Raw genomic sequence first — 24,724 nt, 5'->3', positions numbered from 1 at the left:
CTGGCGACGGCCAGGTTTGAAAAAACCAGCAGACAAAATTCGATGATTCCGGTTTGCCTGGTGCCGAGAAATGATTTTACTAATGAATCAACATTACCGCCCGACGCAATGATCTCACTGAAGCTTTCCCGTGTAATGTTACCCATGGTGCAATACAACCAGAACAGATAAATCACCAGCGCCAGCAAAGAACCAAAGACAATGCTTTTAATTAATTTATCTTTTCTTTTGCCATAGCAGATGATCAGACTGGGAATGTTTCCGTGAAAGCCAAATGAAGCCAGGCATACCGGTAATGCCATAAAAATATAGGGGAAGTAAGAGACGTTGTTTTGAGCCTGGCCTGCCGTATCCCGCAGTATAGAAAAATCGACCTGGAAGAAGAATGACCCAAAAACGATAATAAAAGAGATGATTTTAATCCCAAGGAACAGGGAGGTAATTCGACTTGCTGCCAGTGAACTGATCCACAACACACTGGCGACAAAAATGGCAGTACAGATTCCGACAATTCGGGGGTTAACGCGATATCCCATATTCATGGAGATCGTTTCGCTAATGATGGCGCCATTAGCGGAAATATAGGCATACGTGAGAATGTAGAGAACAAAGGCAACGGTAAATCCACTCACAATGTTCCATTTGTTGCCAATAAGATCTTTAGTAATGGTATTAAAACTGGATCCAACGGGGTAATTTAAATTTGCCTCTAATAACAGGAGTCCGGAATGCATCATTGAAAACCAGGCGATTATTAAAATAAACGCCCCCCAAAAAAACCACGCGCCGGACAAATCAACGGGGAGAGCAAACATCCCCCCACCAATCACCGTACCGGCTATGACCATAATCCCCCAAAAGGAGGAGTGTTTAGCATTCGAATTTTCTTCCATGATGCCTCATTAATTATAGTGAACCTATAAGGTTTTAATTATGCAACAATATAAAGGAAGTGGATTTATCGCTGGGGGGTTACATCGTATAACCCCCCTGATGCTTATAATTAAACTTCTTTCAGTTTAGCGGTGAAGTGACGTAATACTTTCGGTTCGTAGGTGAAGGTCAACCCTTTAATATTCATCGCGTTTTCTTTGACGTGTTCAAAGGCTTCAATAATGAAGTCCATATGAGATTGCGTATACGTTGCTCTTGGGATGGTTAGACGCAGAAGCTCGGCCGGGCAAGGTAATTGCTTACCAGTTTTAGGATCTCTGCCTAATAAGAATGAACCAATCTCAACGGCGCGGATACCGGCCACTTTATAGAGTTCGCAAGCGAGAGCCTGAGCCGGGAACTGTTCTGCCGGAATGTGCGGCAATAATTTACCCGCATCGACAAAGGCCGCGTGGCCGCCAGCTTGTTGGCAAGTGACGCCAATCGCCTCGAGGCCATCGACTAAATATTGCACTTGCGCGATACGATAGGCCAGCCAGTCCTGGTTCATACCATCCACCAGACCCACCGCAAGGCGCTCCATTGCGCCGCCTTCCAGACCACCGTATGTCGGGAAGCCTTCCTGTACGACGCACAGAGTTCTGCATTCGGTATAGACGTCAAAATAGGTGTCGTCTTTAATGCACAGTAAGCCGCCCATTGGCACCATCGCATCTTTTTTCGCGGACATTGCCAACATATCGGCATATTTGTAAGTCTCGCGGGTAATTTCTTCGATGCTCCAGTCCCGGTATTCTGCTTCGCGTTTCTGGATAAAATACGCATTCTCGGCAAAGCGCGCGGAGTCCATGACTACCGGAATGTCATATTTTTTAGCGATATTATACATGGCCTTCAGGTTGGCTAATGAAACCGGTTGCCCGCCTGCAGAGTTACTGGTAATGGTCGCCACAATATACGGAACGTTGTTGGGGCCGACTTCCTGAATGCCGCGCTCTAATCCATCGAGATCGAAATTTCCCTTAAAGTCATAACGAACACCAGTATCAAATGCCTCTTTGATGTACACGTTACGCACGGCGCAGCCGTTGATTTGGCTGTGCCCCTGGGTCGTATCGAAGAAGTAGTTGGAGAAAACCGCCATCTTACTTCTGTCTAACCCTTTTTCCTGCTCACGTTTTTTGATCAGTACCGGAATATAAATTTGTTCTGCACCGCGGCCCTGGTGCGTTGGAATAGTATATTGATAACCAAAAATGTTTTTCACTGCTTCAGATAGCGCATAATAGCTGCGGCTGCCGCTGTAGGCTTCATCCCCACGTAGCATGGCTGCTTGCATATTCTGTGTCACTGCGCCAGTACCGCTGTCGGTCAGCAGATCAATAAAGACATCTTCACTATCCAGCAGGAAAGGGTTCATCCCGGATTTAATAATTGCGTTATTCCGATGTTCTCTCGTTGTACGTTTTACCGGTTCAATAACACGAATACGGAAGGGTTCTGGTAAATGTTTAAAGTTATCCATGACATAATCCTTTAATTTATTTCACTGTATTGACTCAATACGTCTGCATGCGGGTATAAATATACCCGGCATAATTCATCTCTCATTTATTCCAGCCATGACTGTATTTTCGTTTTAAAAAACGAACAGGCATACGTGGCGTTGCGATATGCAACCACAATGAGAAATTGAGCTATGTTTGAGATGTGCCAAATGAACAGACTACGAATAGCCTATGTTCTGGCAAAATAAAGGCAGGGAAATTTAAGGGTGATGATTGACAATTTTATTGTCAACATTAAACCATTTTGAAATGATGTATGCATGTAAGATAATCATGATTGAGTTATCCTCTGTAGACACAGTGCTACATTATGGCAATGAAAATATTTGTCTATGAGAGAATAATTTAACTGTGATAAAAATCACAGTTAAATTAACATTTAATTAATTAAGGATCATTCAAGAAAATACAATATTCCGCTAGCGATTTACCGAACGGGCAATACGTGTATAAGTATGTCTGACGCCACGAATCGCCACGCTGTAGGCCAGTATATTTTCCGGCAACGCCATTCCCATATAGCCAGTATCGCCAATATGATGGAGATCCGCCCCTGCCATTTTACTCATCAGGGCTATCTGGCGAATTGTACTGACGTCTGCGCCCTCCTGAGAGGTGCCGATTGCCGTCATTGCCAGCGCACCGTGCGCGTGTGCACACGCGATCAGCGACTCTACTTTTTGCTGGCTCATACCCGGTACTGTTCCTGGTGCCGGAATAAGCACGATATCTGCGCCCTGTCCGGCAAAGGCGGCGACGTCACTTTCACTGATAATCGCGCTGCCGCTTTCCCGCACAATCCCTGCGCCGTGCATTTTACCGGTGATGATAATGGCCTTGTCGCCAACGGCCTCACGGATCGTTTTCACCGCTTTTCCCAGAGCGAGATTGCTAACGCCGTTGTTGGGATTTCCCGTCAGTACCAGGATCTTCGCTCCCATTTCTACCAGTTTGCGAGCATTCTCTGCGGTTGCGGCACGGCCTGGTTTCATCTTCCAGATGTCATCATGCGCACTGGCAAATTCAGGATCGACGGCCTCAAGGTTGACGCCTATGATGCGTCCGGTCAGACGTTGCAGTTCATGCAACGTCTGATCCGGTGCAGTACCGGCAGGCATTCCCTGGATTAGCGGTGCTTCGCTATCGAACATGTTGATCAGCAGAATGTCCGCCCCCTGCGACGCGGCAAGTTCGGCATTAGTGACGTTATTGAGCAGAGGTTGGGTAATGGCGATGGTTTCACTGACCAGGACGCGGCCTTCACTGGCGCGGATTGCATACAGCAGCGCCGTTTTGTCCATGCCCCCGAAATCAGAAGCACTACAGTCAAGTAAACGTTTATGTTCCATAAAAAGAGACCCTCTTATAAAACGATAATGCCCGGAATTAACCGTCAGTTAATTCCGGGCTACGGGATTACTTACCGATACAGAAGCTGGAGAAAATTCTTCCCAGCAGATCGTCGGAGGTAAACTCACCGGTGATCTCGCTTAAGCTTTGCTGCGCCAGACGGAGTTCTTCAGCCAGTAGCTCACCGGCCCACGCACCTAACAGTTGGGCCTTGCCCTGCTGGAGATGCTCAGCGGCGTCGGCTAGCGCCTGTAAGTGACGACGACGGGCCAGGAAGCCCCCTTCCATGTTGGTATCAAAACCCATGCTCTGCTTGAGATGGTTGCGCAGTACGTCCACGCCTTCACCGGTGCGCGCCGAAAGACGAACCAGTGAGTGACCATTCACCTCGCTGATGCCCAGCGGTTCGCCAGTGATATCCGCTTTGTTTCGTACCACGGTAATGGGCAGTTTTGACGGTAAACGGGCGATAAAGTCCGGCCAGATGTCAGCCGGGTCAACGGCATCCGTGGTGGTGCCATCGACCATAAACAGCACCCGATCCGCTTGCTCAATTTCCTGCCAGGCCCGTTCGATACCGATACGCTCCACTTCGTCGCTAGCCTCACGCAGACCAGCGGTATCGATAATGTGCAGCGGCATACCATCGATATGGATATGCTCACGCAGCACATCGCGCGTGGTACCGGCGATGTCGGTGACAATGGCCGCCTCACGGCCCGCCAGCGCATTCAGGAGGCTTGATTTACCGGCGTTAGGGCGTCCGGCAATGACCACCTTCATCCCTTCACGCAGCAGGCTGCCCTGACGCGCTTCAGCGCGAACGGCATTGAGATCGGCAATCACGCCATTCAATTGCGCTTCAATTTTGCCATCGGACAGGAAGTCGATCTCTTCATCCGGAAAGTCGATGGCCGCTTCTACGTAGATGCGCAGGTGAGTGAGTGCTTCCACCAGATGGTTTACGCGGGTGGAAAACGCCCCCTGCAATGAGTTTAACGCTGAACGAGCCGCCTGCTCAGAACTGGCATCAATCAGGTCGGCAATCGCTTCGGCCTGGGCTAAGTCGAGTTTATCGTTGAGAAACGCGCGCTCAGAGAACTCGCCGGGGCGGGCAATACGTAGGCCAGGCAGCGTCAGGACGCGTTTTAACAGCAGGTCGAGAATGACCGGGCCGCCGTGTCCCTGAAGTTCCAGCACATCCTCCCCCGTAAACGAGTTCGGGCCGGGAAACCACAGGGCGATCCCCTGGTCCAGCGCGGTACCGTCGGCATCTTTAAACGGCAGATAGTCGGCGTAACGGGGTTTGGGCAGCTTGCCCAGAACAGCTTCGGCCACCTCACGCGCCTTCAGGCCGGAGATGCGCAGAATACCCACACCACCGCGTCCCGGTGGGGTTGCCTGGGCGACGATAGTGTCGTTATGGCTCATGATATGTCTCTTCGTAAATGTAAAAAAGGCGGTCTAATGACCGCCTTCTCTGGCATTAACTTTACCGTGAATACTCGAAATAATTCACGTTGCAGGAAGGCGGCAAGTTTGTGAGCCCCAGGAGCTTACTGAAGTAAGTGACTGGGGCAAGCAAATGCAGCCAACGCGCCTGCGGCTTGAAGAATGAAGAGTATCAGGACTTTTTCTTCTCGCGGCTATGCAGACCACGCTTCTCCAGACCACGGTAAATCAGTTGCTGCTGGATGATGGTCACCAGGTTGCTGACGATATAGTACAGCACCAGACCTGACGGGAACCACAGGAAGAACACGGTAAAGATGACCGGCATAAAGGTCATGATCTTCTGCTGCATCGGGTCGGTCACGGTGGTCGGCGACATCTTCTGGATGAAGAACATCGTTACGCCCATCAGGATCGGCAGGATGTAGTACGGGTCCTGTGCAGACAAGTCATGGATCCACAGGGCGAACGGCGCATGACGCAGTTCCACGGAGCCCATCAGCATGTAGTACAACGCCAGGAAGATAGGCATCTGGATGATCAGCGGGAAGCAGCCGCCCAGCGGGTTAACCTTCTCAGCTTTGTACAGGGCCATCATTTCCTGGCTCTGACGCTGTTTGTCATCGCCCAGACGCTCACGCATTGCCTGAATCTTCGGCTGCAGCATACGCATCTTCGCCATGGAGGTGTACTGCGCTTTAGTCAGCGGGTACATGATGCCACGAACGATAAAGGTGATGATGATAATGGAGAAGCCCCAGTTACCGACAAAGCTATGGATCCATTTCAGCAGTTTGAACAGCGGCTGAGAGATGAACCACAACCAACCGTAATCCACGGTCAGATCCAGGTGCGGTGCAACGGCCGCCATTTTGTCCTGAATTTCCGGGCCAACCCACAGGGTGCTGGTCATCGCGCCAGACTGACCCGGCTGAACCAGTACCGGCTGAGATTTATAGCCGATAGCGGCAATGCCGTTACCCAGGTTCGCGGTATAGAAGTTGTTGGTACCGTCGTTACGTGGCACCCATGCCGTGGCAAAATACTGTTGCAGCATCGCCACCCAACCGTCTTTCGCATTGACGTTCAGGTTTTCGTTATCCGCGATGGTGTCGAATTTGTATTTTTCATACTTCTCATCTGGCGTGGAGTACGCAGCGCCACGGAAAGTATGCAGCGCGAAGTTGCTGCTTCCGGTGTCGCGATGAGACGGCAGATTGATGGATTGCTTCAGCTGACCAAAGGTGGAGATCTCCAGCGGTTTCTCGCTGGCGTTCTGCACGCTGTAGTTAACGTTAACCGCATAGTCGCCACGTTTGAGGACAAACGTTTTGGTAAAGGTGTTACCCGCGGCATCCGTATAGGTCATCGGGATCTGCAGTTCGTTCTGACCATCAGCCAGTACAAAGGCGTCTTTTTCGACGTTGTACAGCGGACGTGGGCCGTTAGCCGGGTTATCCGGGCCGTCACGACCTGTCAGACCGCTCTGAGCCTGATAGATAAACTGCGGCGTGGTTTCCAGCAGTTGGAACGGTTCGCTGGAACCGAGTTCTTTCGGGTAAGCTGGCAGCAGGGCCTGTTCCACATCACCACCACGGGTGTTAATGGTCAGATCAAGCACGTCAGTCTTAACCGTAATCAGTTTCCCCTGGCCACTGGCCGGTACGCCCTGGTCGGCGGCGCTACCCGCTGCGGTGGTCGTTGTCTGCGTGGTCTGTTGGGTCTGAGGTTGCGGATTTTTATCCTGCTCCCAGGCTTGCCAGATCATGAAAGACACGAACAGCAAAGCGATGACTAAAAGATTGCGTTGCGAATCCATCGTTAGTGTTCTCTGGTATCAAATGGTCCGGGCGGGACGGGATCGTCACCACCAGGGTGTAAAGGGTGGCATTTTAATACGCGTTTCACCGTCAACCAACTGCCTTTTATCACTCCAAACCTGCGCAATGCCTCAATTCCGTAGCTTGAACACGTTGGAGTGAAACGGCAATGCGGCCCAAGCAGCGGACTGATCAGGCGTTGATAGACCCGAATAAGGGCTATCAGGACCCGTGAGCCAGGCGACAATGGCGGCGCCATAATTTTTCCAACGCTTCCGAGAGAGCACGGTTATCGAGGTCGGCAACCCCTTTTTTCGCCACCACTACGAAGTCCATTGCTGGCAATTCGTGTTGACGCAGACGAAAGCTTTCACGCGTCAGACGTTTAATCCGATTGCGTTCATGCGCGCGTCGAACGTTTTTCTTGGCGACAGTAAGACCGATACGGGGATGCCCCAGCGAATTCAGGCGGCCGAGGATGGTGATTTGCGGCGTGCCAGCCCGTTGTGGCTGCTGGAAGACGAAAGTGAAATGAGCGGGAGTTAACAAACGTAACTCCCTGGGAAATGCGAGCTTAACCACTCAGGGGTTAGCTTTATTACTTGGAAACGGTCAGACGAGCGCGGCCTTTAGCACGACGACGTGCCAGAACCTGACGACCATTTTTAGTAGCCATACGAGCACGGAAGCCGTGAGAACGGTTGCGCTTCAGTACAGACGGTTGAAAAGTGCGTTTCATGGCGATTTCTACCTAAACTTGAATAAATTCACTGACTTTTGCGTATACCCGAACGAGTTTCGAACGACTAACGCCTCAGCGTGGGTGATTAAAGAGGCCGGATTGTAATAATTGTACACTCCGGAGTCAATTCTCTTTCCTTATTTCCCGCGTATTTCCGCACGTTTTCGCGTGAAAAACAGGCAGCGTTGACACCGTGTTACGGGCATCGCGCGACGGGGGAAAGATTATACGGGCTGATGAACAAAGCGCAAGGATCGCTCGGGATCTTTATGAGATCGTTTTAGCAGTATAGCGTCTTTACTCATTAATTTTTCCAATATGCGGGCGAAATCGTGCAGCACTTCTCCAGGATCGTTTACACTTATCCGGTCCTGTGAAGGCCTGTGGATAAATCGGGAAGAATCTGTGAGAAACAGAAGATCTCTTGCGCAGTTTACGCTATGATCCGCGGTCCCGATCGTTTCAAAGGATCCTGATCGGATTAAAATTGCAGATAGCAATTCGCACGTCACCCTTTGCATAGGGTCTAGCCGACGTGCGTCAACAATCATGAATGTTTCAGCCTTTGTCATTTATCGACTTTTGTTCGAGTGGAGTCCGCCGTGTCACTTTCGCTTTGGCAGCAGTGTCTTGCCCGATTGCAGGATGAGTTACCAGCCACAGAATTCAGTATGTGGATACGCCCTTTGCAGGCGGAACTGAGCGATAACACGCTGGCTTTGTATGCGCCAAACCGTTTTGTGCTCGATTGGGTAAGAGACAAGTACCTTAACAATATCAATGGGCTGCTGAATAATTTCTGCGGCGCAGATGCCCCGCAACTGCGTTTTGAGGTCGGGACGAAGCCCGTCACCCAGACGCTGAAGGCGCCCGTGAACAACAACGTCGCCGCACCGGCTCAGGTGGCGCACCAGGTTCAGCCGCAGCGCGCGTCGCCTGTCGCGGCGCGTCCTGGCTGGGACAATGTGCCTGCGCCGGCAGAACCCACCTATCGCTCTAACGTTAACGTCAAACACACGTTTGATAACTTCGTTGAAGGTAAATCCAACCAGTTGGCTCGCGCGGCGGCGCGTCAGGTGGCAGACAATCCTGGTGGCGCCTATAACCCGCTGTTCCTTTATGGCGGCACCGGTCTGGGTAAAACCCACCTGTTGCACGCGGTGGGAAACGGCATTATGGCGCGCAAACCTAATGCCAAAGTGGTGTATATGCACTCCGAACGCTTTGTACAGGATATGGTAAAAGCCCTGCAAAACAACGCGATCGAAGAGTTTAAACGCTATTATCGTTCCGTCGACGCCCTCCTCATCGATGACATCCAGTTCTTCGCTAATAAAGAACGATCTCAGGAAGAATTTTTCCACACCTTTAACGCCCTTCTTGAAGGTAATCAGCAGATCATTTTGACTTCGGATCGTTATCCAAAAGAGATCAACGGCGTTGAGGATCGTCTGAAATCCCGCTTCGGCTGGGGGTTGACGGTGGCGATCGAACCGCCAGAACTGGAAACGCGCGTGGCGATCCTGATGAAAAAGGCCGACGAAAATGATATTCGTCTGCCGGGTGAAGTGGCCTTCTTTATTGCCAAGCGTCTACGCTCTAACGTGCGTGAGCTGGAAGGGGCACTGAACCGTGTGATTGCCAACGCCAACTTTACCGGTCGGGCGATTACCATCGACTTCGTTCGCGAAGCGCTGCGCGATCTGCTGGCGTTACAGGAAAAACTGGTCACCATCGACAATATTCAGAAGACGGTGGCGGAGTATTACAAAATTAAAATTGCGGATTTGCTTTCCAAGCGTCGTTCTCGCTCGGTAGCGCGTCCGCGTCAGATGGCCATGGCGTTGGCGAAAGAGCTCACCAACCACAGCTTGCCGGAAATTGGCGATGCGTTTGGTGGCCGCGACCACACTACGGTGCTTCATGCCTGCCGTAAGATTGAGCAGTTGCGTGAAGAAAGCCATGATATTAAAGAAGATTTCTCAAACTTAATCAGAACATTATCTTCGTGACGCTATGAAATTTACCGTTGAACGTGAACATTTATTAAAGCCGCTTCAGCAGGTCAGCGGCCCGCTGGGTGGTCGTCCTACGCTGCCTATTCTTGGCAACCTGTTGCTGCAGGTGGCTGACGGTGCGCTTTCGCTGACGGGTACCGATCTTGAAATGGAAATGGTGGCCCGCGTTGCGTTGATTCAGCCGCATGAGCCTGGCGCCACGACGGTCCCGGCGCGGAAGTTCTTTGATATCTGCCGTGGCCTACCGGAAGGGGCGGAAATCGCCGTCCAGCTGGAAGGCGATCGCATGCTGGTACGTTCGGGCCGCAGTCGTTTTTCGCTGTCCACGCTGCCTGCCGCCGACTTCCCGAATCTGGATGACTGGCAGAGCGAGGTAGAATTCACCCTGCCGCAGGCGACGATGAAGCGTCTGATTGAAGCCACGCAGTTCTCCATGGCGCATCAGGACGTGCGTTACTACTTAAACGGCATGCTGTTTGAGACCGAAGGTGAAGAGTTGCGTACCGTGGCAACTGATGGTCACCGTCTGGCGGTTTGCTCTATGCCTGTTGGTCAGTCGCTGCCCAACCATTCGGTGATCGTGCCGCGTAAAGGTGTGATTGAACTGATGCGTATGCTCGACGGCGGCGATAACCCGCTGCGCGTGCAGATTGGCAGCAACAACATCCGCGCACACGTTGGCGACTTTATCTTTACGTCTAAGCTGGTGGACGGCCGTTTCCCGGATTACCGTCGCGTACTGCCGAAGAATCCGGATAAACATCTGGAAGCCGGCTGCGATATCCTCAAGCAGGCTTTTGCCCGCGCGGCGATCCTGTCGAACGAGAAGTTCCGCGGCGTGCGTCTGTATGTGAGTGAAAATCAGCTCAAAATCACGGCGAACAACCCGGAACAGGAAGAAGCCGAAGAGATTCTGGATGTCACCTACCCGGGGACTGAAATGGAGATCGGCTTTAACGTCAGCTACGTATTAGATGTCCTGAATGCGCTGAAGTGTGAAAACGTGCGCATCATGCTGACTGACTCCGTGTCGAGCGTACAAATTGAAGATGCGGCGTCGCAAAGTGCGGCTTACGTTGTTATGCCAATGAGATTGTAGAATCTGAAAGGGGCTGGTTTACTTGCCATTTCGTTTCCCGGCAGTGCTCGAAATGCTCACGTACTTCGTGTACGCTCCGCTTTCTGTGCGCTGGCGGTAAACGAACTGGCTGCGACTCACGCCCCCTGGATGATGCTCTGAAATATGTCGCTATCCCGACTCTTAATCAAAGATTTCCGCAATATTGAAAATGCGGATCTCGCGTTATCCCCCGGCTTTAACTTCCTGGTTGGCGCGAACGGCAGCGGTAAAACCAGCGTTCTGGAAGCCATCTATACGCTCGGCCACGGCCGGGCGTTTCGCAGTTTGCAGATTGGTCGCGTCATTCGTCACGAGCAGGAGTCGTTTGTTCTTCATGGGCGATTGCAGGGGAATGAGCGGGAAACCTCGATTGGGTTAACCAAAGATAAGCTGGGTGACAGTAAAGTGCGTATCGACGGCACTGACGGCCACAAGGTGGCGGAGCTGGCGCTGTTGATGCCGATGCAACTGATCACCCCTGAGGGGTTTACTTTACTCAACGGCGGCCCCAAATACAGAAGAGCGTTCCTCGATTGGGGATGCTTTCACAATGAAGCTGGATTCTTCACCGCCTGGAGCAACCTGAAGCGTCTGCTCAAGCAGCGCAATGCGGCGCTGCGCCAGGTGAGTCGTTACGAGCAACTGCGTCCGTGGGATAAAGAACTGATCCCGCTGGCGGAACAAATCAGCACCTGGCGCGCGGAGTACAGCGCCGGTATCGCACAGGATATGGCGGATACTTGCCAGCAGTTTCTTCCTGAATTTTCTCTCTCCTTCTCTTTTCAGCGCGGCTGGGAGAAAGAGACTGATTATGCCGAGGTGCTGGAACGTGGTTTTGAACGCGACCGCATGTTGACTTACACCGCGCACGGCCCGCATAAAGCGGATTTCCGCATTCGCGCCGACGGTGCGCCGGTAGAAGATACCTTGTCGCGTGGGCAGTTAAAGCTGCTAATGTGCGCCTTACGTCTGGCGCAAGGGGAGTTCCTCACCCGTGAAAGCGGGCGGCGGTGTCTCTACCTGATAGATGATTTTGCCTCAGAGCTTGATGATGCGCGTCGCGGACTGTTAGCCAGTCGATTAAAAGCGACACAATCACAGGTCTTTGTCAGCGCAATCAGCGCTGAACACGTTCTGGACATGTCGGACAAAAATTCGAAGATGTTCACCGTGGAAAAGGGTAAAATAACGGATTAACCCAAGTTTAAATGAGCGAGAAACGTTGATGTCGAATTCTTATGACTCCTCCAGTATCAAAGTCCTGAAAGGACTGGATGCGGTGCGTAAGCGCCCGGGTATGTATATCGGCGATACGGATGACGGCACCGGTCTGCACCACATGGTATTCGAGGTGGTAGATAACGCTATCGACGAAGCGCTCGCGGGTCACTGTAAAGACATTATTGTCACCATCCATGCCGACAACTCTGTCTCCGTACAGGATGATGGACGCGGCATCCCGACCGGTATTCACCCGGAAGAAGGCGTATCGGCGGCGGAAGTGATCATGACCGTTCTGCACGCAGGCGGTAAATTCGACGATAACTCCTATAAAGTCTCCGGCGGCCTGCACGGCGTAGGCGTTTCCGTGGTGAACGCCCTGTCGCAAAAACTGGAACTGGTTATCCAGCGCGATAACAAAATTCATCGTCAGATCTACGAGCACGGCGTCCCGCAGGCTCCGCTGGCGGTCACTGGCGATACCGATAAAACCGGTACGATGGTGCGTTTCTGGCCGAGCCACGAAACCTTCACTAACGTCACGGAGTTCGAATACGAGATTCTGGCGAAGCGTCTGCGCGAGCTGTCATTCCTGAACTCTGGCGTCTCTATTCGCCTGAAAGACAAGCGCGATGGTAAAGAAGACCACTTCCACTATGAAGGCGGCATCAGGGCGTTCGTTGAGTATCTGAACAAGAACAAAACGCCGATCCACCCGAATATCTTCTATTTCTCCACCGAAAAAGACGGTATCGGCGTGGAAGTTGCACTGCAATGGAACGACGGCTTCCAGGAAAACATCTATTGCTTTACCAACAACATTCCGCAGCGTGACGGCGGTACGCACCTGGCAGGTTTCCGTGCGGCGATGACCCGTACCCTGAACGCCTACATGGACAAAGAAGGCTACAGCAAAAAAGCGAAAGTCAGCGCCACCGGTGATGATGCCCGTGAAGGCCTGATTGCTGTGGTTTCCGTGAAAGTGCCGGATCCGAAGTTCTCCTCTCAGACCAAAGATAAACTGGTTTCTTCTGAGGTGAAATCGGCGGTTGAACAGCAGATGAACGAACTGCTGAGCGAATACCTGCTGGAAAACCCGTCCGACGCCAAAATCGTGGTTGGCAAAATTATTGATGCGGCCCGTGCCCGTGAAGCAGCCCGCCGTGCGCGTGAAATGACGCGTCGTAAAGGGGCGCTGGATCTGGCGGGTCTGCCGGGCAAACTGGCGGACTGTCAGGAACGCGACCCGGCGCTGTCCGAACTGTACCTTGTGGAAGGGGACTCCGCGGGCGGCTCTGCAAAACAGGGGCGTAACCGTAAGAACCAGGCGATTCTGCCGCTGAAGGGTAAAATCCTCAACGTAGAGAAAGCGCGCTTCGACAAGATGCTCTCTTCGCAGGAAGTGGCGACGCTCATCACCGCGCTCGGTTGCGGTATCGGTCGTGACGAGTACAACCCGGACAAACTGCGCTATCACAGCATCATTATCATGACCGATGCGGACGTCGACGGCTCGCATATTCGTACGCTGCTGTTGACCTTCTTCTATCGTCAGATGCCAGAAATTGTTGAGCGTGGCCACGTCTACATTGCCCAGCCGCCGCTGTATAAAGTGAAGAAAGGCAAGCAGGAACAGTACATTAAAGACGATGAGGCGATGGACCAGTACCAGATCTCCATCGCGCTGGACGGTGCAACGCTGCACACCAACGCCAGCGCACCGGCGCTGTCTGGTGAAGCGTTAGAAAAACTGGTTTCTGAGTACAACGCCACGCAGAAAATGATTGGTCGTATGGAGCGTCGCTTCCCGAAAGCAATGCTGAAAGAGCTGGTGTATCAGCCGACGCTGACTGAAGACAATCTTTCAGACGAGCAGACCGTGACCCGTTGGGTGAACGCGTTAATTACCGAGCTGAACGAGAAAGAGCAGCACGGTAGCCAGTGGAAATTCGATATCCAGCACAATACGGAACAGAATCTGTTTGAACCGATCGTGCGTGTGCGTACCCACGGTGTGGACACCGACTACGCGCTGGATCACGAGTTTGTAACGGGGGCGGAATACCGCCGTATCTGCACGCTGGGTGAAAAACTGCGCGGCCTGATGGAAGAAGATGCCTTCATCGAACGCGGTGAACGTCGTCAACCGGTTGCCAGCTTCGAACAGGCGCTGGACTGGCTGGTGAAAGAGTCACGTCGTGGTCTGGCCATTCAGCGTTATAAAGGTCTGGGTGAGATGAACCCGGATCAGCTGTGGGAAACCACCATGGATCCGGAAAGCCGTCGCATGTTACGCGTTACCGTGAAGGATGCGATTGCTGCTGACCAGTTGTTCACCACGCTGATGGGCGACGCCGTAGAACCACGTCGTGCGTTTATCGAAGAGAACGCCCTGAAAGCGGCAAATATCGATATCTAATCCCTGCTATAGGCCGGATAAGGCGGTTTTACGCCGCCATCCGGCAAGATCCTGCGTGATGCCTGATGGCGCGTTGCTTATCAGGCCTACAATTGATCGTCAAAAGGGGAATCGTGATTCCCCTTCTTATCCCCCTTTTCGCTGCTGTTTTTTGAGCGGAATCGCGTTAGCATGAGTCAGGACTCATTGAATGCGGGGAATTCATGGCTATCAAACTCATTGCTATCGATATGGATGGCACCCTTCTGTTACCCGATCACACCATTTCACCGGCGGTTAAACGTGCGATTGCCGCAGCCCGTGAAAAAGGGGTAAACGTGGTACTGACCACCGGTCGTCCGTATGCGGGTGTACACAGCTATCTGAAAGAGCTGCATATGGAACAACCCGGCGACTACTGCATTACCTATAACGGTGCGCTGGTGCAGAAAGCGGGCGATGGTAGCACTGTCGCACAAACCGCGCTGAGCTATGACGATTACCGCTATCTGGAAAAACTCTCCCGCGAGGTCGGCTCGCACTTCCACGCGCTGGACCGTACCACGCTGTATACCGCAAACCGTGATATCAGCTATTACACCGTACATGAATCCTATGTCGCGACCATTCCACTGGTGTTCTGCGAAGCGGAAAAGATGGATCCGCAAACCCAGTTCCTGAAAGTGATGATGATTGATGAGCCCGCGATCCTCGATCAGGCCATCGCCCGTATTCCGGCAGAAGTGAAAGAGAAATATACCGTGCTGAAAAGTGCGCCGTACTTCCTCGAAATCCTCGATAAACGCGTCAATAAAGGCACTGGTGTGAAATCACTGGCTGATGCGCTGGGCATCAAACCGGAAGAAATTATGGCGATTGGCGATCAGGAAAATGACATCGCGATGATCGAGTATGCCGGGCTTGGGGTAGCGATGGATAACGCCATTCCCCTGGTGAAAGAGATCGCCAACTTTGTTACCAAATCAAATCTGGAAGATGGCGTTGCGTATGCCATTGAGCAGCACGTCCTGAAGTAATCCCTCTGGATGGTTTGCCATGACCCGCGTTGATCGCGGGTTTTTTTACCCCCGCCGTTTACTCCTCATAACATTTTCATTACCGATTGTCGTTTTTGTGATCTAAATTGTAGTACAACATATCTGTGTTGTACTACATTGAACGCATCACAACACTGTATAGCATCACGTTAGTACTACAAAAGTGAGGCGAATTTCAGCGATAACGGTAAAGTAGAGAGGACCATCCAGAGCATAAGGACTCTCCATGACTCTCAATAAAACCGATCGCATCGTGATCACGCTGGGCAAACAGATTGTCAGCGGTAAATACGTACCGGGTGCCGCACTCCCTGCGGAAGCGGAGCTGTGTGAGGAGTTTGAAACCTCACGCAATATCATTCGCGAAGTGTTCCGCTCGCTAATGGCAAAGCGGCTGATTGAAATGAAGCGTTATCGCGGTGCCTTTGTCACATCGCGGAATCAGTGGAATTACCTCGATACCGACGTGTTGCAATGGGTACTGGAAAACGATTACGACCCGCGGCTCATCAGTGCGATGAGCGAGGTCCGAAATCTGGTGGAGCCCGCGATTGCCCGCTGGGCAGCGGAACGCGCGACCTCGAGTGATTTAGCTGAAATTGAATCGGCGCTCAATGACATGATCGCCAACAATCAGGATCGGGAGGCCTTTAATGAAGCGGATATCCGCTATCACGAGGCGGTATTGCAGTCAGTGCATAACCCGGTTTTGCAACAGCTGAGCGTGGCAATCACTTCGCTTCAGCGGGCGGTATTTGAACGGACCTGGATGGGCGATGAAGCCAACATGCCAAAAACGCTCCAGGAACATAAGGCGCTATTCGATGCGATACGGCATCAGGATAGCAATGCGGCAGAGCAGGCGGCCCTGACCATGATCGCCAGCTCGACACGAAGGTTGAAGGAAATTACATGACAGCTCGCTACATCGCAATTGACTGGGGATCGACCAATTTGCGCGCCTGGCTTTACCAGGGCGACAAATGCCTGGAAAGCAGGCAATCAGAAGCAGGCGTTACGCGTCTGAACGGTAAATCCCCCGAGGCGGTGTTAGCAGAAGTCACACAAAACTGGCGCGACAGCGCCACACCGGTGGTCATGGCCGGAATGGTCGGTAGCAACGTGGGCTGGAAGATTGCCCCGTATCTGCCGGTTCCTGCCTCTTTCGCTGCCATTGGTGAGCAGTTAACGCCCGTTGGCGACAATGTCTGGATTATTCCTGGCTTGTGTGTTTCGCGCGACGATAACCACAATGTGATGCGCGGCGAAGAGACACAACTGCTCGGCGCACGCACGCTTTCTCCTTCTTCTGTCTATGTCATGCCGGGGACGCACTGCAAATGGGTGCAGGCTGACGCAGAGCAAATTCACGATTTTCGTACCGTGATGACCGGTGAACTACACCATTTGCTCCTGCAACACTCGCTGGTGGGCGCTGGTTTGCCGGAACAGCAAACCTCTTCAGACGCCTTTGCCGCCGGGCTTGCGCGCGGGATCGACTCCCCTGCCGTTTTGCCACAACTTTTTGAGGTTCGTGCCTCGCACGTGCTGGGAAATCTCCCGCGCGAGCAGGTCAGTGAGTTTCTCTCTGGCCTGTTGATTGGCGCAGAGGTCGCCAGCATGCGTGATTTCATCGCGCACGAGCAGGCCATCACGATTGTCGCAGGCGCATCGCTGACATCACGCTATCAGCAGGCGTTCCACGCCATGGGGCGTGACGTTTCCGCGGTCCCCGGCGATACGGCATTTCAGGCAGGTATAAGGAGCATCGCCCATGCAGTGGCAAACTAATCTTCCGCTTATTGCGATTTTGCGCGGCATTACCCCCGAGGAGGCGCTTGAGCACGTTGGCGCAGTGATCGACGCCGGATTTGACGCGGTGGAGATCCCGCTTAACTCCCCCGAGTGGGAAAAGAGCATTCCGGCCGTGGTGGATGCGTTTGGTGATAACGCGCTGATCGGTGCCGGAACGGTATTACAACCGGAGCAGGTGGATCGCCTGGCGAAGATGGGCTGTCGGCTCATTGTGACGCCAAATATCAATGCGGAGGTCATTCGCCGTGCGGTGGGTTACGGCATGACGGTCTGTCCGGGATGCGCCACCGCCACAGAAGCCTTTACCGCGTTGGATGCTGGCGCGCAGGCGCTGAAAATTTTCCCGTCATCGGCCTTTGGACCGGATTACATCAAAGCGCTGAAAGCGGTATTACCCGCCAGTGTACCGGTCTTTGCCGTGGGCGGCGTAACGCCAGACAACCTGGCGCAGTGGATGAAAGCCGGGTGTGTGGGTGCGGGACTGGGCAGCGATCTGTATCGCGCCGGGCAGTCCGTAGCGCGCACCGCGCAGCAGGCGGCAGCATTTGTTAAGGCATATCGAGAGGCAGTGAAATGAAAATAACCAAACTCACCACGTACCGTTTACCTCCACGTTGGATGTTCCTGAAAATTGAAACCGACGAAGGCGTTGTTGGCTGGGGCGAGCCGGTGATTGAAGGCCGCGCCCGTACCGTCGAAGCGGCGGTGCATGAACTGGGCGATTACCTGATTGGTCAGGACCCGGCGCGCATTAATGACCTGTGGCAGGTAATGTATCGCGCAGGTTTCTACCGCGGCGGCCCGATACTGATGAGCGCCATCGCTGGCATCGACCAGGCATTGTGGGATATCAAAGGTAAAGTGCTGAACGCGCCGGTCTGGCAACTGATGGGCGGCCTGGTACGCGACAAAATCAAAGCCTACAGCTGGGTTGGCGGCGATCGTCCTGCGGAAGTGATCGACGGCATTAAGCAATTGCGGAATATCGGCTTTGACACCTTCAAGCTCAACGGCTGCGAAGAGATGGGCGTGATTGATAATTCACGGGCGGTCGATCGCGCGGTCAACACCGTGGCGCAAATCCGCGAAGCCTTTGGCAATGAAATTGAGTTTGGTCTGGATTTCCACGGACGCGTCAGCGCGCCGATGGCGAAAGTGCTGATTAAAGAGCTGGAGCCTTATCGCCCGCTGTTTATTGAAGAGCCGGTGCTGGCGGAACAGGCAGAGTACTACCCGAAACTGGCGGAACAGACCCATATTCCGATCGCGGCGGGTGAACGTATGTTCTCGCGCTTCGAGTTTAAACGGGTGCTGGAAGCGGGCGGGCTGGCGATTTTGCAGCCGGACCTGTCACATGCGGGTGGTATTACCGAGTGTTACAAAATTGCCGCAATGGCGGAAGCTTATGATGTGGCGCTGGCCCCGCACTGTCCGCTGGGACCGATTGCGCTGGCAGCGTGTCTGCATGTCGACTTTGTTTCACGTAATGCCGTGTTCCAGGAACAGAGCATGGGGATTCACTATAACAAGGGCGCGGAACTGCTCGACTTTGTGAAAAACAAAGACGATTTCAACATGGAAGGCGGGTTCTTTAAACCATTAATGAAGCCGGGCCTTGGCGTGGATATTGATGAAGCCAAAGTCATTGAGCTAAGCAAAAATGCGCCGGACTGGCGTAATCCGCTGTGGCGTCATGAGGATTGTTCGGTCGCCGAGTGGTAAATGCGCGTCATACTTCGCGCTGGTGGTGCGTTGGCTGCGTTTTCTTACCCCGGTCACATACTTTTGTATGCTCCCGGGGATGCGAAAACTAGCCGCCTTCCCCCAGCACGAATTATTTAGCGCATTCTGTTTACGTTTTTAATTAAAAAAACCAAATACACCCTCTGTAAATTACAGGGCATGGTGAGCGGCTTCGCTATGCCCAAAATCTGGAGACAGATTGCGATGGATATTCCAGTTACTGCTGCAAAAACCGGGCGTCGCCGTTACCTGACGCTGATTATGATCTTTATTACCGTGGTCATCTGTTATGTCGACCGCGCCAACCTTGCGGTGGCGTCGGCGCATATTCAGGAAGAGTTTGGTATTACGAAAGCGGAAATGGGCTATGTCTTCTCGGCTTTTGCCTGGTTGTACACCCTATGCCAGATCCCGGGCGGCTGGTTCCTTGACCGCGTCGGTTCCCGTCTGACCTACTTTATTGCGATATTTGGCTGGTCGGTGGCAACCCTCTTCCAGGGCTTCGCCACGGGGTTGATGTCGTTAATTGGCCTGCGCGCCATTACCGGGATATTCGAAGCCCCGGCGTTCCCCACCAACAACCGCATGGTGACGAGTTGGTTCCCCGAGCATGAACGTGCCTCCGCCGTCGGTTTTTATACCTCCGGACAGTTTGTCGGCCTGGCGTTCCTGACCCCGCTGTTGATCTGGATCCAGGAGATGCTGAGCTGGCACTGGGTGTTCATTGTCACCGGGGGGATCGGCATTATCTGGTCGCTGGTCTGGTTTAAAGTGTATCAACCGCCTCGTCTGACCAAAAGTATCACCAAAGCGGAACTGGACTATATTCGCGACGGCGGCGGCCTGGTGGATGGTGATGCACCCGTTAAGAAAGAGGCGCGTCAGCCGTTGACCAAAGCGGACTGGAAACTGGTGTTCCACCGTAAGCTGGTGGGCGTTTATCTGGGCCAGTTTGCCGTCACCTCAACGCTGTGGTTCTTCCTGACGTGGTTCCCGAACTACCTGACTCAGGAAAAAGGCATTACCGCGCTGAAGGCGGGTTTTATGACCACCGTACCGTTCCTCGCGGCGTTCTTTGGCGTACTGCTTTCCGGATGGCTGGCGGATAAGCTGGTGAAAAAAGGCTTTTCGCTGGGTGTGGCGCGTAAAACGCCGATTATTTGTGGTCTGTTAATCTCCACCTGCATCATGGGTGCAAACTACACCAACGATCCGGTGTGGATTATGACCCTGATGGCGGTGGCGTTCTTCGGTAACGGCTTTGCTTCCATCACCTGGTCACTGGTCTCTTCGCTGGCGCCGATGCGCCTCATCGGCCTGACCGGTGGCGTTTTTAACTTTGTTGGTGGGCTGGGCGGGATTACTGTTCCGCTGGTGATTGGTTACCTTGCGCAGGACTATGGCTTTGGTCCCGCGCTGGTTTATATCTCAGCCGTTGCCCTGATTGGCGCGCTCTCTTACATCCTGCTTGTGGGTGATGTAAAACGCGTAGGTTAATACTCCTTTACCAGCCCGCCAGACGTTGTGGTGGGCTGGTCATCCTGGCTTAGCGGGATATGCGCGATGCCGCTTCGCATAATCGCGCTTCTCAATACGGGCGCAGTCAAACAACGACTCTTCAGGATCTTGCCATACAGTTTAATGCGCAGTTGGCGGGTGGCCTTCCGGTACGCGCGGTTCCTCTCCGGCGCATCCAGCAGCAGAACAGCCTTGGGGATCTCCGCGCTATCCAGGGCGTAGCTAATCCCCTCCAGTGAACTGGCGCTGATGAACCCGGCGGCCTCGCCAATCAGAAATGCGTTATCTTCACCGCAGACGAAATCTGCCCAGCGTGACGGAAAGAGTACAGTACATTTCTCGCTTTTCACCGGTTCGCCGAAGCGGAACTGAAAGGCTGCCATTTTCTCTTTTAGCGCGTCAAAGCGTGCCTGGCCGTCTTTCATGGGATAAGCGCCGCCAAAGATGAAATAGCCGTCTTTGCTGATACTCCAGGAGTAACAGTCCGTCACAGCGTTATCGAAAATGCAGGAATAAAACGGGACCGGATGACTTTCTGCGAACCACTGTTGGATGGCGACATATTTGCGAATCTGATGTTCCGGATAAAGATAGCGACGTACCAGCGAATTTGCTCCGTCGGCCCCCACCAGATAGCGGGCGGTAATCTGTTGCTCCCAACCGTCGGCGCGAAAAATCACGTGCCACTTCCCCTCTTCTCGCCAGATTTTTCGACACAGGCTGTCGTGATACACCTGTACCTCATCCGGGATCAGCGATTTCATCCATAAATCAAAGGCATGACGGTTGATGTTGATATAGCTGCGCTGGTAGTTACGCGTCAGTGAGGTGTCGACATCCACCGTTTTAACGCTGAAAATTTGCGGATTGGCGATGACGTCCACCGGCAGCGTAATGCCGTCGCGAATAAACGAACGCTGTGCATCCGGTGCCAGTAAACCGCCGCAGGGTTTGGTGAACCCTTCATTGCCGCAGTGACGTTTTTTATCCAGCGCAAGCACGCGCATTTTACCGCTCAATTTACGCGCCAGCGTTGCGCCGGCCGGGCCGAGACCGATAATCGCTACGTCGAAATGTTCCATCTTTTTGTCCGCAAAAAATGAAGATGGCACTACGCTAATGCCTGAAAGTGAAGTCCTTGTGAAGTATGATTGATGAAATTGTCCCTGACCTGAGCATTCCATGAAGCAAATCACCTTTACGCCGCGTAATCATCAGCTTACCAATACCCGGACCTGGACGGCGGACAGCCGTTGGCTGGTGTTTGATGTCCGCCCGTCAGGGGCGTCTTTTACCGGCGAAACCATTGAGCGGGTGAATGTCCATACCGGTGAGCAGGAGGTGATTTATCGCGCGACGCAGGGGGCGCATGTCGGTGTGGTAACAGTGCATCCGCAGGCGGAGAAATATGTATTTATTCATGGACCTGAAAACCCGGATGCGACGTGGCACTATGACTTTCATCATCGTCGCGGCGTGATTGTCGAACAGGGACAGGTGACGAATCTGGACGCGATGGATATCACTTCACCGTACACGCCGGGTGCACTGCGCGGCGGCAGCCATGTTCATGTTTTCAGCCCGAACGGTGAGTTTGTCAGCTTTACCTACAACGATCATGTTATGCATGAACGCGATCTGGCGCTGGATTTACGCAACGTGGGCGTCGCACTGCCTTATGGGCCGGTGACGGTGTCGGCGCAGCATCCAAGAGAATACAGCGGCAGCCACTGGTGCGTGCTGGTCAGCCAGACGACGCCCGAACCCACGCCGGGCAGCGATGAGATCTCTCGCGCCTACGAAGAGGGCTGGGTGGGAAATCATGCGCTGGCGTTTATCGGCGACACAATGTCTGAAAAGGGCGAGAAAGTACCGGAGCTGTTTCTGGTTGAACTCCCGCAGACGGAGGCGGACTGGAAAACGCCAGGTGATGCCTCGCTGGAAGGTACGGATTCTTCGCTGCCCGCACCGCCGCGCGGAGTGACACAGCGCCGCCTGACGTTCACCCATGCACATCGTTTCCCTGGGCTGGCAACGGTTCCGCGTCATTGGGTGCGCAGTAATCCGCAGGCGACGGAGATTGCGTTCCTGATGCGCGATGAGGCTGGTATCGTGCAACTGTGGTTGATTTCGCCACAGGGCGGGGAGCCCCGCCAGTTGACCCATCACGCTACCGGGATTCAGTCCGCGTTTAACTGGCATCCGTCAGGGAAATGGCTGGGATGTGTGGTAGATAACCGCATTGCCTGCTGTGATGCGCGCAGCGGAGAGATCACGTTTTTAACGCAGAATCACGGCACTCCGCCTTCTGGGGATGCTGTGGTTTTCTCGCCTGATGGTCAGTTTGTGGCGTGGATGGAAGATGTAGACGGTTTCCGTCAACTGTGGATGACAGAAACCGGACGGTAATCAGGGGGCGGGCATTTTCGCCGGAGGGATCACGGAGTTGGTTATCCGTGTTCTCTCCTCGCTTCTTTCGACACGCGATCTGACTGAATTGTCTTTACGGAACAGATCCCACGGTAACAGGATCGTGTCCATTACTGCCGTAAAGGGCATATCCAGTATCGCCAGCGATTTGGTACCCCAGTTTGTCTCATCGTCACCTATCATCGTGGCGCTGGCGCGGGTGCCAGGATAAGTTCCCTCTTTACCACCGGTATGTGACATTACGCTGGAGCAACCACTCAGTAAAACCATCCCACTGCACATCATCAGCGTTAACAACACATTTCTTATCATGATTTATTCATCTGTTGATCATCGGTGTTTGCATGATGAGTTATAGCGATCCCTTGCCAGAAATAACATCCTCATCACATCGCACTGTGGCGGCTATCGCACTTTAACGATTAGTGCTGTCCCCACCCAGTCTATGCAATAGACAGCAAACTGCAAAAAAAAGTCAGCCTGGACGGCTTGAAATGTGCGTATTCAGACCCATTTTGATGGTGTAGGCAAATGAAGAGCACGCCTGATGGGTGTTCTGACTACCGGACCTGTCCATGATGGAAGGTCATTTAACTTCTCGCTGATTTCAGGAGCTATTGATTATGCGTAACTTTGATTTATCCCCGCTGTACCGTTCTGCTATTGGTTTTGACCGCCTGTTTAACCTGCTGGAAAGCAATCAGAGTCAGAGTAACGGCGGCTACCCTCCGTATAACGTTGAGCTGGTAGACGAAAACCATTACCGCATTGCCATCGCCGTTGCCGGTTTCGCCGAGAGCGAGCTGGAAATTACCGCACAAGACAACCTGCTGGTGGTGAAAGGCGCACATGCGGACGAGCAAAAAGAACGGACCTACCTTTACCAGGGTATCGCGGAGCGCAACTTTGAGCGTAAGTTCCAGTTAGCTGAGAACATCCATGTTCGCGGCGCGAATCTGGTCAATGGTCTGCTGTACATCGATCTTGAGCGCGTGATTCCGGAAGCGAACAAACCGCGCCGTATCGAAATCAATTAATTCTGACGGGCCGCGTTGCGCGGCCTGTTATCCCGGGCTCGCCGACAGGGGGCCTATGCGAATCTACGGATTTGCAGGTACGACTATGCCCTAAACCGCTTGCGTTGCAGGGTGTAGTGAAAACTCGCTTCTTAGAAGGAGAATGATTATGCGTAACTACGATTTATCCCCGCTGCTGCGTCAATGGATCGGTTTTGACAAACTGGCCAACGCGTTACAAAACACCGGTGAAAGCCAGAGCTTCCCACCCTATAACATTGAAAAAAGTGACGATAACCACTATCGCATTACGCTTGCGTTGGCCGGTTTCCGTCAGGAAGACCTGGAAATTCAGCTGGAAGGCACCCGCCTGACCGTAAAAGGCACACCGCAGCAGCCTGAAAAAGAGACCAAATGGTTGCATCAGGGGCTGGTCACCCAGTCGTTCAGCCTGAGCTTTACCCTGGCTGAAAATATGGAGGTGTCCGGTGCGACATTTACCAACGGGTTGTTGCATATCGATTTGAGCCGTCTTGTCCCGGTAGTGGTTGCTCCGCATCG

General features: G+C 53.1%; 25 protein-coding genes and 1 other annotated feature. Of the genes, 13 read left to right on the top strand and 12 right to left on the bottom strand.

What is annotated here, in order from left to right; translation table 11 throughout:
• The 10 genes from tnaB to AB7E14_RS04110 all read right to left on the bottom strand — a co-directional run.
• A partial coding sequence (gene tnaB / locus AB7E14_RS04155; RefSeq protein ID WP_428169340.1) for a low affinity tryptophan permease TnaB occupies positions 1-893 on the bottom strand: 893 nt, incomplete at its 3' end.
• A 110-nt stretch (positions 894-1,003) separates the two neighbouring features.
• Positions 1,004-2,419, bottom strand: a complete 1,416-nt coding sequence (gene tnaA, locus AB7E14_RS04150) for a tryptophanase (RefSeq protein ID WP_042998738.1) — start codon at positions 2,417-2,419, stop codon at positions 1,004-1,006.
• 243 nt (positions 2,420-2,662) lie between these two features.
• Positions 2,663-2,737, bottom strand: coding sequence for a tryptophanase leader peptide (tnaC, locus tag AB7E14_RS04145; RefSeq protein WP_099433256.1), 75 nt, complete (start codon positions 2,735-2,737; stop codon positions 2,663-2,665).
• Between the two features lie 144 nt (positions 2,738-2,881).
• Positions 2,882-3,811, bottom strand: a complete 930-nt coding sequence (locus AB7E14_RS04140) for a hypothetical protein (RefSeq protein WP_044329029.1) — start codon at positions 3,809-3,811, stop codon at positions 2,882-2,884.
• Between the two features lie 67 nt (positions 3,812-3,878).
• Positions 3,879-5,243 (bottom strand): tRNA uridine-5-carboxymethylaminomethyl(34) synthesis GTPase MnmE, encoded by a 1,365-nt coding sequence (mnmE, locus tag AB7E14_RS04135; RefSeq protein ID WP_046401921.1) that lies wholly within the window; start codon positions 5,241-5,243, stop codon positions 3,879-3,881.
• A 193-nt stretch (positions 5,244-5,436) separates the two neighbouring features.
• On the bottom strand, positions 5,437-7,083 hold the full coding sequence (yidC, locus tag AB7E14_RS04130; protein WP_042323526.1) for a membrane protein insertase YidC: 1,647 nt from the start codon (positions 7,081-7,083) through the stop codon (positions 5,437-5,439).
• A gap of 2 nt (positions 7,084-7,085) precedes the next feature.
• Positions 7,086-7,343: a membrane protein insertion efficiency factor YidD gene (gene yidD / locus AB7E14_RS04125; RefSeq protein WP_001307474.1), complete on the bottom strand. Its 258-nt coding sequence runs from the start codon at positions 7,341-7,343 to the stop codon at positions 7,086-7,088.
• Entirely contained in the window at positions 7,307-7,666 is a 360-nt protein-coding gene (gene rnpA / locus AB7E14_RS04120; protein WP_080199311.1) for a ribonuclease P protein component, read from the bottom strand. The genes yidD and rnpA overlap by 37 nt, the downstream gene beginning before the upstream one ends.
• A 16-nt stretch (positions 7,667-7,682) precedes the next feature.
• The gene (gene rpmH, locus AB7E14_RS04115) at positions 7,683-7,823 is read right to left on the bottom strand and encodes a 50S ribosomal protein L34 (RefSeq protein ID WP_000831330.1); all 141 of its coding nucleotides are present in this window, start codon (positions 7,821-7,823) and stop codon (positions 7,683-7,685) included.
• Positions 7,824-8,050: 227 nt separating this feature from the next.
• On the bottom strand, positions 8,051-8,131 hold the full coding sequence (locus AB7E14_RS04110; protein WP_418219737.1) for a hypothetical protein: 81 nt from the start codon (positions 8,129-8,131) through the stop codon (positions 8,051-8,053).
• Positions 8,132-8,428: 297 nt separating this feature from the next.
• Here AB7E14_RS04110 and dnaA point away from each other — a divergent pair, with 297 nt between their 5' ends.
• From dnaA to AB7E14_RS04060, 10 genes are all read left to right on the top strand, one after another.
• On the top strand, positions 8,429-9,838 hold the full coding sequence (gene dnaA / locus AB7E14_RS04105) for a chromosomal replication initiator protein DnaA (RefSeq protein WP_316962871.1): 1,410 nt from the start codon (positions 8,429-8,431) through the stop codon (positions 9,836-9,838).
• 4 nt (positions 9,839-9,842) lie between these two features.
• Positions 9,843-10,943: a DNA polymerase III subunit beta gene (gene dnaN / locus AB7E14_RS04100; RefSeq protein WP_042998734.1), complete on the top strand. Its 1,101-nt coding sequence runs from the start codon at positions 9,843-9,845 to the stop codon at positions 10,941-10,943.
• A gap of 144 nt (positions 10,944-11,087) precedes the next feature.
• Positions 11,088-12,161, top strand: a complete 1,074-nt coding sequence (recF, locus tag AB7E14_RS04095) for a DNA replication/repair protein RecF (protein ID WP_042998733.1) — start codon at positions 11,088-11,090, stop codon at positions 12,159-12,161.
• 28 nt (positions 12,162-12,189) lie between these two features.
• Complete coding sequence (gene gyrB, locus AB7E14_RS04090) at positions 12,190-14,604, top strand: DNA topoisomerase (ATP-hydrolyzing) subunit B (RefSeq protein ID WP_042998732.1); 2,415 nt, start codon at positions 12,190-12,192, stop codon at positions 14,602-14,604.
• Between the two features lie 203 nt (positions 14,605-14,807).
• Positions 14,808-15,620 carry a sugar-phosphatase gene (yidA, locus tag AB7E14_RS04085; protein ID WP_042998731.1) on the top strand — a complete coding sequence of 271 codons (813 nt, stop codon included), beginning with the start codon at positions 14,808-14,810 and terminating at the stop codon, positions 15,618-15,620.
• A 247-nt stretch (positions 15,621-15,867) separates the two neighbouring features.
• The gene (gene dgoR, locus AB7E14_RS04080) at positions 15,868-16,557 is read left to right on the top strand and encodes a D-galactonate utilization transcriptional regulator DgoR (RefSeq protein ID WP_042998730.1); all 690 of its coding nucleotides are present in this window, start codon (positions 15,868-15,870) and stop codon (positions 16,555-16,557) included.
• Positions 16,554-17,432, top strand: coding sequence for a 2-dehydro-3-deoxygalactonokinase (locus tag AB7E14_RS04075; RefSeq protein WP_042998729.1), 879 nt, complete (start codon positions 16,554-16,556; stop codon positions 17,430-17,432). Before dgoR ends, AB7E14_RS04075 begins: the two co-directional genes overlap by 4 nt.
• The gene (locus AB7E14_RS04070) at positions 17,416-18,033 is read left to right on the top strand and encodes a 2-dehydro-3-deoxy-6-phosphogalactonate aldolase (RefSeq protein ID WP_042998728.1); all 618 of its coding nucleotides are present in this window, start codon (positions 17,416-17,418) and stop codon (positions 18,031-18,033) included. The genes AB7E14_RS04075 and AB7E14_RS04070 overlap by 17 nt, the downstream gene beginning before the upstream one ends.
• Positions 18,030-19,178: a galactonate dehydratase gene (dgoD, locus tag AB7E14_RS04065; protein WP_316962872.1), complete on the top strand. Its 1,149-nt coding sequence runs from the start codon at positions 18,030-18,032 to the stop codon at positions 19,176-19,178. Before AB7E14_RS04070 ends, dgoD begins: the two co-directional genes overlap by 4 nt.
• 180 nt (positions 19,179-19,358) lie before the next feature.
• Complete coding sequence (locus tag AB7E14_RS04060; RefSeq protein WP_072031698.1) at positions 19,359-20,696, top strand: MFS transporter; 1,338 nt, start codon at positions 19,359-19,361, stop codon at positions 20,694-20,696.
• Here the strand turns inward: AB7E14_RS04060 and cbrA are convergent.
• On the bottom strand, positions 20,693-21,799 hold the full coding sequence (cbrA, locus tag AB7E14_RS04055) for a colicin M resistance lipid reductase CbrA (RefSeq protein WP_428169339.1): 1,107 nt from the start codon (positions 21,797-21,799) through the stop codon (positions 20,693-20,695). The genes AB7E14_RS04060 and cbrA overlap by 4 nt on opposite strands.
• Positions 21,800-21,899: 100 nt before the next feature.
• On the opposite strand from cbrA, the gene AB7E14_RS04050 reads away from it, so the two are divergent.
• Positions 21,900-23,126, top strand: coding sequence for a DUF3748 domain-containing protein (locus tag AB7E14_RS04050; RefSeq protein ID WP_046401920.1), 1,227 nt, complete (start codon positions 21,900-21,902; stop codon positions 23,124-23,126).
• Here the strand turns inward: AB7E14_RS04050 and AB7E14_RS04045 are convergent, their stop codons facing one another.
• A complete protein-coding gene (locus tag AB7E14_RS04045; RefSeq protein ID WP_042998724.1) occupies positions 23,127-23,459 on the bottom strand; it encodes a YceK/YidQ family lipoprotein in 333 nt (110 codons plus the stop codon).
• A 243-nt stretch (positions 23,460-23,702) separates the two neighbouring features.
• Positions 23,703-23,777, top strand: a sequence feature (ROSE (Repression Of Heat Shock gene Expression) occurs in the 5'-region of heat shock genes and acts as an RNA thermometer to modulate expression.).
• Here AB7E14_RS04045 and ibpA point away from each other — a divergent pair.
• Positions 23,771-24,184, top strand: a complete 414-nt coding sequence (gene ibpA / locus AB7E14_RS04040) for a small heat shock chaperone IbpA (RefSeq protein ID WP_042998723.1) — start codon at positions 23,771-23,773, stop codon at positions 24,182-24,184. (Overlaps the previous feature by 7 nt.)
• Before the next feature lie 148 nt (positions 24,185-24,332).
• A partial coding sequence (ibpB, locus tag AB7E14_RS04035) for a small heat shock chaperone IbpB (protein ID WP_428169338.1) occupies positions 24,333-24,724 on the top strand: 392 nt, incomplete at its 3' end.

Origin of the sequence: Citrobacter sp. (genome assembly GCF_050252275.1) — a bacterium.
GTDB classification, from domain to species: domain Bacteria; phylum Pseudomonadota; class Gammaproteobacteria; order Enterobacterales; family Enterobacteriaceae; genus Citrobacter_A; species Citrobacter_A amalonaticus.
This window is presented reverse-complemented; position numbering and strand designations above follow the sequence as displayed.

What these genes read in the sequence shown, in the direction of transcription:
- tnaA (WP_042998738.1), bottom strand. Translation starts at nt 2,419, where the DNA reads ATGGATAACTTTAAACATTTACCAGAACCCTTCCGTATTCGTGTTATT.
- AB7E14_RS04140 (WP_044329029.1), bottom strand. Translation starts at nt 3,811, where the DNA reads ATGGAACATAAACGTTTACTTGACTGTAGTGCTTCTGATTTCGGGGGC.
- mnmE (WP_046401921.1), bottom strand. Translation starts at nt 5,243, where the DNA reads ATGAGCCATAACGACACTATCGTCGCCCAGGCAACCCCACCGGGACGC.
- yidC (WP_042323526.1), bottom strand. Translation starts at nt 7,083, where the DNA reads ATGGATTCGCAACGCAATCTTTTAGTCATCGCTTTGCTGTTCGTGTCT.
- yidD (WP_001307474.1), bottom strand. Translation starts at nt 7,343, where the DNA reads ATGGCGCCGCCATTGTCGCCTGGCTCACGGGTCCTGATAGCCCTTATT.
- rpmH (WP_000831330.1), bottom strand. Translation starts at nt 7,823, where the DNA reads ATGAAACGCACTTTTCAACCGTCTGTACTGAAGCGCAACCGTTCTCAC.
- AB7E14_RS04110 (WP_418219737.1), bottom strand. Translation starts at nt 8,131, where the DNA reads ATGAGTAAAGACGCTATACTGCTAAAACGATCTCATAAAGATCCCGAG.
- dnaN (WP_042998734.1), top strand. Translation starts at nt 9,843, where the DNA reads ATGAAATTTACCGTTGAACGTGAACATTTATTAAAGCCGCTTCAGCAG.
- recF (WP_042998733.1), top strand. Translation starts at nt 11,088, where the DNA reads ATGTCGCTATCCCGACTCTTAATCAAAGATTTCCGCAATATTGAAAAT.
- gyrB (WP_042998732.1), top strand. Translation starts at nt 12,190, where the DNA reads ATGTCGAATTCTTATGACTCCTCCAGTATCAAAGTCCTGAAAGGACTG.
- yidA (WP_042998731.1), top strand. Translation starts at nt 14,808, where the DNA reads ATGGCTATCAAACTCATTGCTATCGATATGGATGGCACCCTTCTGTTA.
- dgoR (WP_042998730.1), top strand. Translation starts at nt 15,868, where the DNA reads ATGACTCTCAATAAAACCGATCGCATCGTGATCACGCTGGGCAAACAG.
- AB7E14_RS04075 (WP_042998729.1), top strand. Translation starts at nt 16,554, where the DNA reads ATGACAGCTCGCTACATCGCAATTGACTGGGGATCGACCAATTTGCGC.
- AB7E14_RS04070 (WP_042998728.1), top strand. Translation starts at nt 17,416, where the DNA reads ATGCAGTGGCAAACTAATCTTCCGCTTATTGCGATTTTGCGCGGCATT.
- dgoD (WP_316962872.1), top strand. Translation starts at nt 18,030, where the DNA reads ATGAAAATAACCAAACTCACCACGTACCGTTTACCTCCACGTTGGATG.
- AB7E14_RS04060 (WP_072031698.1), top strand. Translation starts at nt 19,359, where the DNA reads ATGGTGAGCGGCTTCGCTATGCCCAAAATCTGGAGACAGATTGCGATG.
- cbrA (WP_428169339.1), bottom strand. Translation starts at nt 21,799, where the DNA reads ATGGAACATTTCGACGTAGCGATTATCGGTCTCGGCCCGGCCGGCGCA.
- AB7E14_RS04050 (WP_046401920.1), top strand. Translation starts at nt 21,900, where the DNA reads ATGAAGCAAATCACCTTTACGCCGCGTAATCATCAGCTTACCAATACC.
- AB7E14_RS04045 (WP_042998724.1), bottom strand. Translation starts at nt 23,459, where the DNA reads ATGATAAGAAATGTGTTGTTAACGCTGATGATGTGCAGTGGGATGGTT.
- ibpA (WP_042998723.1), top strand. Translation starts at nt 23,771, where the DNA reads ATGCGTAACTTTGATTTATCCCCGCTGTACCGTTCTGCTATTGGTTTT.